Source organism: Litorihabitans aurantiacus (assembly GCF_030161595.1).
GTDB classification, from domain to species: Bacteria; Actinomycetota; Actinomycetes; order Actinomycetales; family Beutenbergiaceae; genus Litorihabitans; species Litorihabitans aurantiacus.
Genome location: NZ_BSUM01000001.1, coordinates 1265637 through 1279126, shown reverse-complemented (window position 1 = coordinate 1279126; position 13490 = coordinate 1265637). Strand labels below are relative to the sequence as shown.

Sequence of the window (13490 nt, the reverse complement as noted above, 5' to 3'; positions counted from 1 at the left end):
CGGCGCATGATGAAGGCAGGCGTGTTCATTCCCCAGGGCTGGCGATTCGACCTGGTCGGCATCGACCCCGCGCAGCAGTGGGAGGCGATGGCCTCGCTCGTGCGGCGTGCCGACGCCGGCCCCTGGGAGAGCGTCTGGGTCTACGACCACTTCCACACCACTCCCGTCCCGAGCGAGGAGGCCACGCACGAGGCGTGGACGCTGATGGCGGCGTTCGCGGCCATCACCGACCGCGTGCGTCTCGGGCAGATGTGCACGTGCATGGCGTACCGGAACCCGGCCTATCTGGCGAAGGTGGCGGCGACGATCGACGTCGTGAGCGGCGGCCGCGTCGACATGGGTATCGGCGCCGGCTGGTACGAGCACGAGTGGCGCGCGTACGGCTACGGGTTCCCGCGGGCGGGCGAGCGGCTCGCGATGCTGCGCGAGGGCGTGCAGATCATGAAGCAGGCCTGGGAGACGGGCACGGCCACGCTGGACGGCGAGCACTACCAGGTCGACGGCGCGATCGTGCGGCCGCTGCCGCTCCAGGAGGGCGGGATCCCGCTGTGGGTCGCGGGTGGCGGCGAGAAGGTCACGCTGAGGATCGCGGCGCGCTACGCGACGCACACGAACTTCGACGGGTCGCTCGAGGGCTTCACGCACAAGTCGCGCCTCCTCGAGCAGCACTGCGCCGACGTCGGCACCGACTTCGGGGCCATCACCCGGAGTGCCAACTACAACGTCGCGATCGGGACCGACGAGCGCGAGGTGAACGAACGGCTGCGCGTGCTGCGCGAGCGGCTCCTGCCGCACCTCGGCGACGAGCGGGCGGACGACGCCGTCGCCGGCTACCGCGACTCGCTCGCGACGGGGACCCCGGAGCAGATCGTCGAGCGCCTCACCGAGGTCAACGAGGCCGGGATGGGCTACGGCATCTTCTACTTCCCCGAAGTTGCCTACGACACCTCGGGCCTCGAGCTCTTCGAGCGCGAGGTGCTACCGCACCTGGTGGGGCCGCCGTCGGGCTCGGACCTGCGGGTCCTCGAGGCCGACGAGACCGTGCCGCCCCGCCCCGAGGAGGAGGTCGCCGACGTCGCGCGGGCCACGCCCGACCCGCACTGACGCGCGGTTAGGGCGTGCTCGGCCCGGGAACGGTGAGTCCGGCCCACGCGAGCGCCGTGCGCGCGAGCTCGACCAGCGGGAGCGACCCCAGGCGCGGCAGCGGGATCCAGGCGGCCTCGTCGGTGGAGCCGTCCGTCTCGGGGCGCAGCCTCCCGCCCGTCACCGTGCCGCGGTAGACGATGCGCAGCGCGTGCGCCCGGCCGTGCGAGCTCTCGTGCACGAGCGAGTCGATCCCGAGCAGGTCGCCGACGGCGATCGTCAGGCCGGTCTCCTCGGTCACCTCGCGCACGGCCGCCGCGCTCGGGTGCTCGCCGTGCTCGAGACCGCCGCCGGGGAGCGTCCAGGCGTCGGGGAGGTCGCGGCCGGGCGCCTGCGAGAGGTGAGCCAGCAGCACCTCGGTGGCGCCGCCGTCGCCCTCCCGCGTCACGACGGCGTAACCCGAGACCCGCGGGCGGTCGCCGGGGTGGGCACGATCAGTGTCCGTGACGGACCCGGTGTCGTGTCCGTCCGTGCCCGCCCCCGGACGACTCACGCGAGGCCGTCGGGTCCGATGTGCGCGCCGTCGGGCACGGCGTGGGCGCCCTCCCCCGGGGCCACGAGGTGAGCGTCGCCCGTGGCGACGACGTCGGCTCCGAAGATCCAGTCGCCCCGCACCGTGAGCGAGTCCGCGCCGAGGAGCGACGGCGGACCCGACGGCGTGCGCGCCTCGAAGTCCGCGATGAGCTTGTAGTGGTCGTCGAGCTGGACCAACGGGGCCGGCTTGCGCGCGATCAGGTGCTGCTGCTCGGTGATCTCGTAGACGTCCGAGCGCAGGAGCATCAGGTCGTTCGTCGTCTTCACGGGCAGGAACCGCTTGCGCTCCACCTCGATGACGCGGGCACCGGGGAAGACGTTGACGGCGGACCCCATCGCGGTCTCGATCTGGACGACCTTCGTGGAGGACTTGTCGCTCGGGTCGACCGTCTTGAGGTTGCGGATGAGCGGGAGTGGCATCACGCCGTCGTGCTCCGCCAGCAGCCCCGCGAGCTGCTCGAGGTCGAACCACAGGTTGTTGGCGTGAAAGAACGGGTGGACGTGGCGGTCGTTGGCGACGTCGAGCTCGCCCGGGACGACCTGCGCCGTCTCGCGCTGGATGATCTGGCCGTCGCTGCGGCGCACGACGAGCTGGCCGCCCTTGACGTCGGCGTCGGTCTTGGCGACGAGCTCGGCGGCGTAGGGGCGCCGCTCGCGGCGAACCACGCGGCGATCTCGGCGTCGGGCACGGCACCGAGGTTGTCGGCGTTGCTGACCGTGGCGTAGCGGAAGCCGGCGTCCAGGAGGGTCTGGAGCATGCCCGAGGTCTGCAGGGCGGTGTAGAGGTCGCCGTGACCCGGCGGGCACCACTCGAGATCGGGGTTGGCGGGCCAGCTCACCGGCTCGAGGGTCTCGGCGTCGAGCTTCGGCTCGCGGTTCTGGAGGAAGTCGGCCGGGATGCCGTCGACGGCGAGCTCCGGGTGCGCCGCGAGTGCGGCGAGCGAGTCCTCCTGCGTGCGGAACGAGTTCATCAGCACGAGCGGGAGACGTGCGCCGTAGGCCTCGCGGGCCGCGAGGACCTGGCGTGCGATGAGGTCGAGGAAGGACGCGCCGTCGCGCACCGGGAGGAGCGACTTCGCGGCCTCGAGGCCCATGGAGGTACCCAGGCCGCCGTTGAGCTTGATGACGACGGTGCGAGCCATGGCCTCGGCCGCCTCGGCGCCGCCGATCTCGAGGTCGGCCTGGCGGTCGATCCCGGTGAGGGGCTCGATGTCGGCCTCGGGGATCAGGCCCGTGGCGCCCGCCTCGAGCTCGCCGTACAGGCGCACGAAGGTGGCGATCGCGAGGTCGGGGACGCCGCCCTCCCGCATCCGCTCGATCGACAGGGCACGTCCGGATTCGCTCATGGGCACAACCCTACGGGGGCGGTGGGGCACGGGTGGAGTGGTGGCGGGGTGGTGACGCGGGCGTGACGTGGCGGCGCCGGGCCGTGTCGGGTGCGGTGCCGGGGTCACCTAGGTTGGCGGGGTGAGCGAGACGCGGCAGGACGTGGAGATCTGGACCGACGGGGCCTGCAAGGGCAACCCGGGCCCGGGCGGGTGGGGCGCGCTGCTGCGGGCCGACGACCGTGAGAAGGAGCTGTGGGGCGGCGAGGCCGCGACGACGAACAACCGGATGGAGCTGACCGCCGTCATCGAGGCGCTGCGGGCGCTGAAGCGGCCGTGCGCCGTGGTGCTGCACGTGGACTCGACGTACGTGATGCAGGGCATGTCCAGCTGGATCGTGGGGTGGAAGAAGAACGGGTGGCGCACGGCGGCGAAGAAGCCCGTGAAGAACGACGACCTGTGGCGGGCGCTCGACGAGGAGGTCGGGCGGCACGACGTGCGCTGGGTGTGGGTCAAGGGCCACGCCGGCGACCCCGGGAACGAGCGGGCCGACCAGCTGGCGAACCGGGGCGTCGCCGAGCTCTGACGTCGTCGCGAGGTACTTGTGGGGGCCCGCGAGGTACTTGTGGGCCGAGTGTGACGTCGCCCGCACCGGAGGGGGTGTCGAGCACCGAACGCGGAGGTTAGGCTTACCTGCAGAAGCCGACCCTTCCCCCACCTGTCGAGGAGGACCGATGTCCGTCGCCACGACGACCGACTCCCCCGCCGCGATCGCTGCAACCGCGAGCACGCCCAGCACGAGCGCCGACCGCCCCTGCCACCGGCCCTACCGCGCGGTGGTCGCATCGGTCTCCCGGGTCTCGGAGAGCTTCGTCCGCGTCGTCTTCACGTGCCCGCGCTTCCGCTGGTTCGGCACCGACCGCCTCGACCAGCGCGTCAAGCTGCTCTTCCCGCTCGACGACGGCACGCTGCACGACCTCGGCGCCGACGGCGAGGACGAGGGCGAGCCCTACGCCTGGTACGCCGCGTGGCGCGAGCTGCCCGAGCACCTCCGCAGCCCCATGCGGACCTACACCGTGCGCGCCGTCGACCCCGATGCGCGCACCGTGACGGTCGACTTCGCGTGCCACGGCGACGTCGGTCCGGCGACCCGGTGGGCCCAGCGCGCCGTCGCCGGCCAGGAGCTGCTCATCTGCGGTCCGGACTCGCGCTCGGAAACCTCCCACCTCGGGATCGACTTCAAGCCGGGCCTCGCCGAGCACCTGCTGCTCGCCGGGGACGAGACCGCCGCTCCCGCGATCTGCGCGATTCTCGAGCAGCTGCCGGCCACGCGCGACGTGCACGCGTTCATCGAGGTCCCGACCGACGGCGACGTCCTCCCGCTGGACGTCCCGGCGTCCTTCAACGTCACCTGGCTCCCCCGCAACCACGACCGCGTCGGCGAGGAGGTGCTGCCCGCCGTCACCCGCTGGCTGGACGAGCACCCCGAGCTTGTGCAGGCGGCGACGGCGCCGCGCGTGCAGCAGCTGGACGACGTCGACGTCGACTCGGAGATCCTGTGGGACTCCCCCGACCCGACCGTCCCGGGCGAGTTCTATGCGTGGCTCGCCGGCGAGTCGGCCGTGATCAAGACGATGCGCCGCGCCCTGGTGAGCGCCCGCGGGATCGACCGGCGCCGCGTGGCTTTCATGGGGTACTGGCGCCAGGGGCAGTGCGAGCGCTCCGCCTGATCATCTTTCGCGAGAGACTTCTGGGCGTTCCCGAGAGGGTTTCGGGCGTTCTCGAGAGACTTCGGGGCGGCCCCGCTCGCCCGTGACGTTCTCGCGGCTGTGGACATGCCTGCCGTTACCCAGAATGTCTCTCGCGGGTGCCCCGAAGTCTCTCGCGGGCTCCCGGAAGTACCTCGCGACGAGTCCGCGTCAGGCGGCTACGCGTCAGACGGCGGGGGGACGTGCCTCCACCGCGGCGCGGGCCGCGCGCGGGAGCGCCGCCAGGATCGTGTCGATCGTCGCGTCGTCGTGCGCCGCCGAGAGGAACCACGCCTCGAACACGCTCGGCGGCAGCGAGATCCCCTGCTCGAGCATCGAGGCGAAGAACGCCCGGTAGCGCCAGCCGTCCTGGTCGCGCGCGTCGTCGTAGTCGCGCACCACGCCGTCGCGGAACGCCAGCGAGAAGAGGCTCCCGGCCCGGGAGATCGTCACGGGGTGCCCCAGCGCGGCGAACGCGTCGGCGAGCCCCGCCTGCACGGCGCCCGAGGCGGCGTCGACACGCGCGTACACCGCGTCGTCGGCCAGCCGCAGGGTCGCGAGCCCGGCGGCCACCGCGAGCGGGTTCCCGCTGAGCGTCCCCGCCTGGTAGACCGGACCGAGCGGAGCCAGGAGCTCCATCACGTCGCGCCGCCCGCCGATCGCGGCCAGCGGCATCCCGCCACCGACGACCTTGCCGAACGTCACGAGATCGGGCGTCCACGACGTCGCGCCCTCGCCGCCCTCCAGGCCGGCGGCCTCACGCCCCCACCACCCGGCGGGACCGACGCGGAAACCGGTCAGCACCTCGTCGAGGATCAGCAGCGCGCCGTGCTCGCGCGTCCGCGCGGCCAGCGCGGCGTTGAAACCGTCGCGGGGCCGCAGCACCCCCGCGTTCGCGCCGGCCGCCTCGGTGATGACGGCCGCGATCCGCCCGGGGTGGGCGGCGAACGCGGCGTCCACCGCGCCCAGGTCGTTGTAGGGCAGCACGAGCGTCTGCGCCGCCACCTCCGCCGGGATGCCGGCGGACCCGGGCAGCCCCTGCGTCGCGACGCCGGAGCCCGCCTCGGCCAGCAGGCCGTCGGAGTGCCCGTGGTAGTGCCCCGCGAACTTGACGACGAGGGGGCGGTCGGTCGCGCCGCGTGCGAGCCGGATCGCCGTCATGGTCGCCTCGGTGCCGGTGGAGACCAGGCGCACGCGCTCCAGCGCGCGGCGGCCGCCGACGTCGAGCCGCGCCACGATCGCCTCGGCCAGCTCGGTCTCGCCGTGCGTCGGCGCCCCGAAGGAGAGCCCGCGCGAGGCCGCCTCCTGCACCGCCGCGACCACCTCGGGGTGCGCGTGCCCGAGCAGCGCCGGACCCCAGGAGCACACGAGGTCGACGTAGGAGCGCCCGGCTACGTCGGTGACGTGCGCACCGGCGGCGCGCGAGACGAACCGGGGCGTGCCGCCGACCGAGCCGTAGGCGCGCACGGGCGAGTTCACGCCGCCCGGGATGACGGCGCGCGAGGCGTCGAACTCCCGCTCGTTGCTCGAGCGGAGCTCCCCGTCGGCGTGGTCGAGGATCCGGTCGTCAGCGCAGCCATCCGGCCACCTCCGTGGCGTAGTAGGTCAGGACCGCGTCGGCGCCGGCGCGGCGGATCGCGGTGAGGGACTCGGTCACGGCACGGCGGCGGTCGATCCAGCCGTGCGCGGCCGCGGCCTCGATCATCGCGTACTCGCCGCTGACCTGGTACGCCCAGACCGGTACCGGCGAGACGGCGGCGGTCGCGGCCAGCACGTCGAGGTAGGAGCCCGCGGGCTTGACCATGACGACGTCGGCACCCTCCGCGATGTCGAGCTCCGCCTCGCGCAGGCCCTCCCGGGCGTTGCCGGGGTCGAGCTGGTAGCTGCGGCGGTCGCCCTGGAGCGAGGAGTCGACGGCCTCGCGGAACGGCCCGTAGAACGCCGACGCGTACTTGCCGCTGTAGGCGAGCAGCGCCGTCGTGGTGTGCCCGGCCTCGTCGAGCGCGGTGCGGACCGCCTCGACCTGGCCGTCCATCATCCCCGAGAGCCCGAGGACGGCCGCGCCCGCATCGGCCTGCGCCAGGGCCATCGCGGCGTACCGCTCGAGCGTGGCGTCGTTGTCGACGGCGCCGCGGGAGTCGAGCACGCCGCAGTGGCCGTGGTCGGTGAACTCGTCCAGGCACAGGTCGGTCTGGACCACGAGGGCGTCGCCGACCTCGGCGGCGGCGGTGCGCGCCGCGGCGTTCAGCACGCCGTCGGGGTCGTCCGCGCCGGAGCCGCGGGCGTCCTTGGAGGTCGGGACGCCGAACAGCATGACGCCGCCGATCCCGGCCTCGGCCGCGTCGGTCAGCGCGCGGCGGAAGCTCGCGTCGTCGTGCTGCAGCACGCCGGGCATCGACCCGATCGGCTGGGGCTGGGTCGCTCCCTCGCGCACGAACATCGGCAGCACGAGCTCGCGCGGGTGCAGGCGGGTCTCGCGCATCAGCTCGCGCAGCGCGGGCGTCGCGCGCAGCCGGCGGGGACGCAGGTGGGGGTGGGGATCACGTCGGTCGCTCCCGGTGGTCGTGGGTGGTGGTGATGGAGGTGGCGAGGGGCGCGAGGTGGGCGGCCAGCGCGGCGACCGTCCCGGCACCCGTCGCCCGGGTCGCCACGACGGCGACGGCGAGCCCCGCCTCCCGCGCGGCGCGCGCGCTCGGCTCGCCGATGCACGCGACGGCGAGCCCCGCCGGCAGCGGGGCGAACACCGCCGCGACCCGGCGCGCGATCGAGCCGGAGGTGACGAGGACGGCGTCGACCTCGCCGCGCGCGAGCGCCGCGACGACGACGGGGTCGGGGTCGACGTCGGCCAGGTCGTAGGCGTCCACGCGCACCGGGGCGAGGCCGAGGTTCACGAGGCCGTCGGCGACGGTGTCGGCCGCTCGTGCCGACAGCGGGAGCAGCACGGGCGTCCCCGCCGCGGCGCCGGTCGGCAGGGCCGCGAACGCCGCCACGAGCCCCGTGGCGTCGTGCCGGTCCGGGACCAGGGCGACGTCCCAGCCGGCGCGCCGCGCGGCGCGTGCGGTCTCCTCCCCCACGGCGGCGACCCGTGTGGCACCCGGCTCGGCGCCGCGGTCCGTCAGTGCGGCCACGGCGTTCACGCTGGTCAGCACGAGCCAGCCGAACCGCCCGCCGTCGAGGTCGGACAGCGCCTCGCGCAACGGCTCGTCGTCGGCCGGCGGGACCACCTCCACCAGGGGGCGAGCACCGCGCGACCGCCCCGGTCGAGGACCTCCTGCGCCCACGCCCGACCGCGCGGACCGCCCCGCGGCACGAGGACGGTCCGCCCGGCCAGACCGGTGGCGCCGGTGCGCTCGTCGGACCCGGGCGCCGCGCTCACGCGACCACCCGACCGTCCACGCACCCCGGTCTCATGCGCGCGCGGCCCCAGCGGGGCGAGCCCGGCGGCCCCGGCGGCGATCAGCTCGCGTGCGAGCCGCTCCCCGAGGCCGGCGGCGCGCTCGCGCGACTCCTGTGCGGTCACGGTGACCTCGTCGGAACCGTCCAGCGCGTAGACGCTCGCGCGCACGTCCACCCGGTCGGCCACGACGGCGGCGCTCACCCCGAGCGGGGCGGCACACCCGGCCTCGAGCACGCGCAGGACCTCGCGCTCGAGGTCGGCGGCGAGGCGGGCGTCGGCGTCGTCCGTGGCGGCGACGGCGGCGCGCAGGTCGGCAGCGGCGTCAACTCGCATCTCCACGGCGAGAGCGCCCTGCGCCGGCGCCGACGGCCACTCCTCGAGCCCCAGCAGCTCGGTCACGACACCGTCGCGCCCCAGGCGCGCGAGCCCCGCCGCGGCGAGCACGACGGCGTCGAGCCGGCGCTCCTCCTCGACGTCCGCCCCCAGCACGCGCCCCAGGCGCGTGTCGACGTTCCCCCGGATGTCGACCACGTCGAGGTCCGGGCGCCGGCGCCGCAGCTGGGCCCGGCGACGCGGCGACCCCGTCCCGACCGACGCGCCCTCGGGCAGCCCCTCGAGCCGGAGGCCGCCGGCCGCCACGAGCGCGTCGCGCGCGTCCTCGCGCGGCGGGACGGCCACGACCTCGAGGCCGTCGGCGGGCGCCGTCGGCAGGTCCTTGAACGAGTGCACGATCGCGTCGACGCGCCCGTCCAGCAGCGCGTCGCGCAGCGCGGAGACGAACACGCCCGTGCCGCCGAGCGAGGCGAGCGACGCGCTGCTGCGGTCGCCCTCCGACGTGATGCGCACCAGCTCGTACCCGACGCTCAGGTCGAGCGTCTCCGCCCAGGCGGTGGTCTGCGCCAGCGCGAGGGCGCTGGCGCGCGTACCGATCCGCAGCGGCGCGGTCACGGGAGGACGCCGGACGCGGCCGGCTTGAATCCGGCGCGGACGTTCTCGCAGCACCCCGGGCGGCACACGTCGAACCACGGTCCGAGGTTCGTCATGGCGGGGCGCTCGGCCTTCGGCGTCCCGTTCACGCGCTCGAGCACGAGGTCGACCAGCCCGGTGACGTAGGCGGGGTCGACCCCGGGCGTGGGCGTGCGGATCGAGCGCAGCCCGTGCTCGGCGGCCGTCTCGGTCGCCTCCTCATCCAGGTCCCACATCACCTCCATGTGGTCGCTCACGAACCCCAGCGGCACGATGACGACCGCCTCGACGCCCTGCGAGGGGAGCTGCTCGATCACGTCGTTGATGTCGGGCTCGAGCCACGGCTGCGAGGGCGGACCCGAGCGCGACTGGTAGACCAGGTTCCAGGCGATCTCCGTCTCCTGCGCGGCCATGACGACCTCGGCGACCGCCAGGTGCTGGGCCTCGTACGCGCCACCCTCGCCGAGGTCGAGGTGGGCCGGACCGGAACGCGTGGCGTCCGCCGTCGGCACGCTGTGCGTGGAGAACAGGACGCGGATCGCACCCGGGGCCACGCCGTCGGCCGTGAGGGTCGCGACGGCGTCGCGCACCCCGGTGATGAACGTGTGGACGAACCCGGGGTGGTCGAAGAACGGCCGCACCTTGTCGATGGTGACGCGGCCGCCGAGCCCCGTCTCGGTCAGCACGCGCGCGAAGTCCTCGCGGTACTGGCGGCACGAGGAGAAGCTCGAGTAGGCGCTCGTGGCGATCGCGACGAGGGTCGTGTCGCCCGCGGCCTCGGCCTCCGCGACCGCCTCCTCGAGGTACGGCGCCCAGTTGCGGTTGCCCCAGTAGACGGGCAGCGCGATACCGCGTGCGGCGAGCTCGGCCTCGAGCGCGGCCTTGAGCTCGCGGTTGTGCTGGTTGATCGGGCTGACGCCGCCGAAGTGGCGGTAGTGGTGCGCCACCTCCTCCAGCCGCTCGTCCGGGATGCCGCGGCCGCGCGTGACGTTGCGCAGGAACGGGATGACGTCGTCCTGACCCTCCGGCCCGCCGAACCCGGCGAGCAGGATCGCGTCGTAGGCCGTGGGGACCTCGACGTGCTCCGGGCCGGCGGCGGCGGCCGCCGACGCGAACATGACGGTCGGCGCCGACGTGGTTCCGGTGTCGGGTGTGGTGGTGCTGGTCATGCGACGACCTCCGCGATCTCGTCGACGCCCACGAGGCGTCCGGTGAAGAAGGGGATCTCCTCGCGCACGTGCAGCCGTGCGTCGGTGGCGCGCAGGTGGCGCATCAGGTCGACGAGGTCGACCAGCTCGTCCGCCTCGAGCGCGAGGAGCCACTCGTAGTCGCCGAGCGCGAAGCTGGCGACGGTGTTGGTCTGCACCTGGGGGTAGGCGCCCCCGGAGCGGCCGTGCTGGCCGAGCATCGCGCGGCGCTCCTCCTCCGGCAGCACGTACCACTCGTAGCTGCGCACGAAGGGGTAGACCGTGAGCCACGGCTTGGGCGGGAGGCCCTTCATGTACGCCGGCGAGTGGTTCGCGGTGAACTCGGCCTCGCGGTGCACGCCGAGCGCGTTCCAGGTGCCGGGCATCGACGCGAACGGCTCGAGGCGGCGCAGCACGCGGAACGCACGCTGGATCGCGGCCGGCTCCTCACCGGTCAGCCAGACCATGAGGTCGGCGTCCGCGCGCAGACCCGAGACGTCGTAGATGCCGCGCAGCTCGACGCCGAGCGCGCCGATCTCCTGGGCGGCGCCCGCGAGCTCGTCGGCCACGGGGTGCGCGCCGTCGCGGCGGAACACCGCCCAGAGCGCGTATCCGAGGCGTTCGGTGGTCATGCTGGTGCTCCTTCGGTGAGGGGTCGGTCGACGAGTGCTGCGGCGCTCGCACGCGCGTGCGCCACGATCGCGGCGAGGCCGGTGCGTCCCGAGGCCTCGCCCACGAGGGTGGTCGGGACCGTGGTGGGAGAGGTGGGCGTGAGCGGGTCGACGGCGATCACACGCGTCCACGTGCGGGTCAGCGTCTCGAGCACGACGGCGTCGCCCACCCCGGTCAGGGCGCGGACGTCGCGCTCGACCTGGTCCCGCGTCGGCGTGGCGGAAGCGATCGCGTCGGCGTCCGCGTCGGGCGCGTCGTAGGACAGCCGTACGAGGTGGACATCGTCGCGGGCCGCGAGCCACGACCACTTGGCGCTGGAGTGCGTGAGCGCCCGCGCGCGCGTCGCGCCGCCACCGCCGGTGCCGCCGCCCCCCGACGCGACGAGGACGCCGGTCCCGCGCGGCGTGGCGTCGAGGCCGGATCCGCGAACGGCGGCAGCCACGACGGTGATGCGCCGCGTCAGGGTCGGGCGCGAGGCGGGTCCGGTCGCGGCGACGACCACGTGGTCGGCGGCGAGGTGCTCGGTCGTGAGGCGCTCGGTCGTGAGGTGCTCGGCCGCACCCGCGCCGTCGCCGTCGCCGCCACGGCTGCCAGCACTGACGAGGACGTCCACGCCGTCGGCCCTGATCCCGGTGACGCGAACGCCGGTCCGTACGGTGCCCCCGGCCGCCAGGATCGCGTCGTGGAGGTACTCCACCAGCGTCGCCATCCCGCCGCGCACGCCCGCGACCTGCGAGCCCGACGGCGAGGCGGCACGCACGCGGGCCGCGGCACCGGCGAGGGTGCGCGCGGTGGTGAGCTCGCGCGCGAGGGCGGGAGACGCCGTCGCGAGTGCGAGCGAGGAGGCCGGCGTCGAGTAGACGCCGCGCACCACGGGGTCGACGAGCCGGTCGCGCACCCGCGCACCCATGCGCGCGGCGACGACGTCGCCCACGGTGGCGTCGGCCGCCGGTCGCACGGGCGGGAGGAACCGGTCGGCGCCCGCCCGCAGAACACCCCACGGCCCCAGGGCGCGGGCAGCGTCGCGCGCGCGGACCGGGATGCCCAGGACGCCCGCCGCGGGGAGCGGCCAGGACCGGCCCGACGCGGCGTCGTGCACCCAGGCGGGTGCGGCCGCGGGTGCCACGACGTCGTCGGCCAGGCCGAGGTCGCGCAGCAGCGCGTCGACCACACCGCCGCGGGTGGCGAAGGACTCGGCGCCGACGTCGAGCCGCCGGCCCGCGAGCGCGATCGCCTCGACCTGCCCGCCGAGGCGGTCCGCGGTCTCGAGGACGGTGACGGGCACGCCGGCGCGCGCGAGGTCGTGGGCGGTCACGAGACCGGCCACTCCCCCGCCCACCACGACGACGTGCCTCATGCCGTCGGCGCCTCCTCGCGTACCTGAGCGCCGGCGTGCACCGGGGCGGCGGCGATCGGCGCACCCTGGGCGTGCACGAGCTCGACGATGCGCGTCAGGACGGTCGGGTCGGTCTCGGGCGGGACCCCGTGGCCGAGGTTGAGCACGTGCGCGGGCGCGAAGCGGCCGCGGCGCAGCACGTCGAGGACGTGGGCCTCGACGACCTCCCACGGGGCGCCGAGCACGGCCGGGTCGATGTTGCCCTGAAGCGGCCAGCCCGGGACGATCCGGGCGGCCTCGTCCAGCGGGGTGCGCCAGTCGACGCCCACCGCGTCGGCACCGAGACCGGGGGCGAGGTCGAGGATGCTCGCCGACCCCAGACCGAAGTGGACCCGCGGGACCGACAGACCCTCGAGACCGTCGAGCGCCGCGAACGTGCGCGCCGTGTGGCGCGCGACCGACGTGCGCCAGGTCTCGCGGCTCAGCGACCCGACCCACGAGTCGAACACCTGGGCCGCGCTCGCGCCGGCGGCCACCTGTGCGCGCAGGAACGCGCCGGAGACGCCGGCGCACCAGTCCAGCAGCGCCGACCACGCCTGCGGGTCGGACATCATCAGGGTCCGGGCACGCATCTGGTCCTTGGACGGACCGCCCTCGACCATGTAGGACGCCAGCGTGAAGGGGGCGCCGGCGAACGCGATCAGCGGGGTGGCGCCGAGCTCGGCGACGAGCAGGGCGACCGCCTGGCGGATGGGCTCGAGCGCATCGTCCTCGAGCGTGGGCAGCGCGGCGACGTCGGCGGCGGTGCGCACCGGCGTCGCGAACACGGGACCGCGGCCGGGCACGATGCTGACGTCCACGCCGGCGAGCAGCACGGGGATGACGATGTCGCTGAAGAGGATCGCGGCGTCCACGCCGTGCCGGCGGACCGGCTGCAGGGTGATCTCGGTCACCATCGCCGGGTCGAGGCACGCGGCCAGCATGTCGCCGCCGGCGCGCAGCTCCCGGTACTCCGGCAGCGAGCGACCCGCCTGGCGCATGAACCACACCGGCGTGCGCTGCGGCAGCTGGCCGCGATAGGCGCGCACGAGCGGCGCGTCGGTCGTCCGTCCGTCGAGGATCGGGTGGCTGGGAGGGAGGGTCACCTCGTCAGTCTCGCACCGTTGCGGACGAGCGCGAACA

12 protein-coding genes and 1 pseudogene are annotated in these 13490 nt (G+C 74.8%); 3 read left to right on the top strand and 10 right to left on the bottom strand.

What is annotated here, in order from left to right; genetic code table 11:
• The first annotated feature begins 9 nt into the window (after positions 1 to 9).
• Positions 10 to 1104 (top strand): LLM class F420-dependent oxidoreductase, encoded by a 1095-nt coding sequence (locus QQK22_RS05970; protein ID WP_284252577.1) that lies wholly within the window; start codon positions 10 to 12, stop codon positions 1102 to 1104.
• Between the two features lie 7 nt (positions 1105 to 1111).
• On the opposite strand, the gene QQK22_RS05965 is transcribed toward QQK22_RS05970, so the two are convergent.
• On the bottom strand, positions 1112 to 1531 hold the full coding sequence (locus QQK22_RS05965) for an NUDIX hydrolase (protein WP_284250097.1): 420 nt from the start codon (positions 1529 to 1531) through the stop codon (positions 1112 to 1114).
• 101 nt (positions 1532 to 1632) lie between these two features.
• Positions 1633 to 2987: pseudogene (locus QQK22_RS05960) on the bottom strand (UTP--glucose-1-phosphate uridylyltransferase).
• A 157-nt stretch (positions 2988 to 3144) separates the two neighbouring features.
• On the opposite strand from QQK22_RS05960, the gene rnhA reads away from it, so the two are divergent.
• Both rnhA and QQK22_RS05950 read left to right on the top strand, forming a co-directional pair.
• Positions 3145 to 3588, top strand: a complete 444-nt coding sequence (gene rnhA / locus QQK22_RS05955; protein ID WP_284250096.1) for a ribonuclease HI — start codon at positions 3145 to 3147, stop codon at positions 3586 to 3588.
• A 148-nt stretch (positions 3589 to 3736) separates the two neighbouring features.
• Positions 3737 to 4732, top strand: coding sequence for a siderophore-interacting protein (locus QQK22_RS05950; RefSeq protein ID WP_284250095.1), 996 nt, complete (start codon positions 3737 to 3739; stop codon positions 4730 to 4732).
• Positions 4733 to 4936: 204 nt separating this feature from the next.
• On the opposite strand, the gene hemL is transcribed toward QQK22_RS05950, so the two are convergent.
• The 8 genes from hemL to hemE form a co-directional block, all read right to left on the bottom strand.
• Positions 4937 to 6229, bottom strand: a complete 1293-nt coding sequence (gene hemL, locus QQK22_RS05945) for a glutamate-1-semialdehyde 2,1-aminomutase (protein WP_431310137.1) — start codon at positions 6227 to 6229, stop codon at positions 4937 to 4939.
• A gap of 88 nt (positions 6230 to 6317) precedes the next feature.
• Positions 6318 to 7277 carry a porphobilinogen synthase gene (gene hemB / locus QQK22_RS05940; protein ID WP_284252573.1) on the bottom strand — a complete coding sequence of 320 codons (960 nt, stop codon included), beginning with the start codon at positions 7275 to 7277 and terminating at the stop codon, positions 6318 to 6320.
• A gap of 13 nt (positions 7278 to 7290) precedes the next feature.
• Positions 7291 to 7947 (bottom strand): uroporphyrinogen-III synthase, encoded by a 657-nt coding sequence (locus tag QQK22_RS05935; protein ID WP_284250094.1) that lies wholly within the window; start codon positions 7945 to 7947, stop codon positions 7291 to 7293.
• Positions 7893 to 9095: a hydroxymethylbilane synthase gene (hemC, locus tag QQK22_RS05930; protein ID WP_284250093.1), complete on the bottom strand. Its 1203-nt coding sequence runs from the start codon at positions 9093 to 9095 to the stop codon at positions 7893 to 7895. The genes QQK22_RS05935 and hemC overlap by 55 nt, the downstream gene beginning before the upstream one ends.
• Positions 9092 to 10282 (bottom strand): ferrochelatase, encoded by a 1191-nt coding sequence (locus QQK22_RS05925; RefSeq protein ID WP_284250091.1) that lies wholly within the window; start codon positions 10280 to 10282, stop codon positions 9092 to 9094. Before QQK22_RS05925 ends, hemC begins: the two co-directional genes overlap by 4 nt.
• On the bottom strand, positions 10279 to 10932 hold the full coding sequence (hemQ, locus tag QQK22_RS05920; RefSeq protein WP_284250090.1) for a hydrogen peroxide-dependent heme synthase: 654 nt from the start codon (positions 10930 to 10932) through the stop codon (positions 10279 to 10281). Before hemQ ends, QQK22_RS05925 begins: the two co-directional genes overlap by 4 nt.
• The gene (locus QQK22_RS05915; RefSeq protein WP_284250089.1) at positions 10929 to 12329 is read right to left on the bottom strand and encodes a protoporphyrinogen/coproporphyrinogen oxidase; all 1401 of its coding nucleotides are present in this window, start codon (positions 12327 to 12329) and stop codon (positions 10929 to 10931) included. The genes hemQ and QQK22_RS05915 overlap by 4 nt, the downstream gene beginning before the upstream one ends.
• Positions 12326 to 13453 carry a uroporphyrinogen decarboxylase gene (gene hemE, locus QQK22_RS05910; protein ID WP_284250088.1) on the bottom strand — a complete coding sequence of 376 codons (1128 nt, stop codon included), beginning with the start codon at positions 13451 to 13453 and terminating at the stop codon, positions 12326 to 12328. The genes QQK22_RS05915 and hemE overlap by 4 nt, the downstream gene beginning before the upstream one ends.
• Between the last annotated feature and the right edge of the window lie 37 nt (positions 13454 to 13490).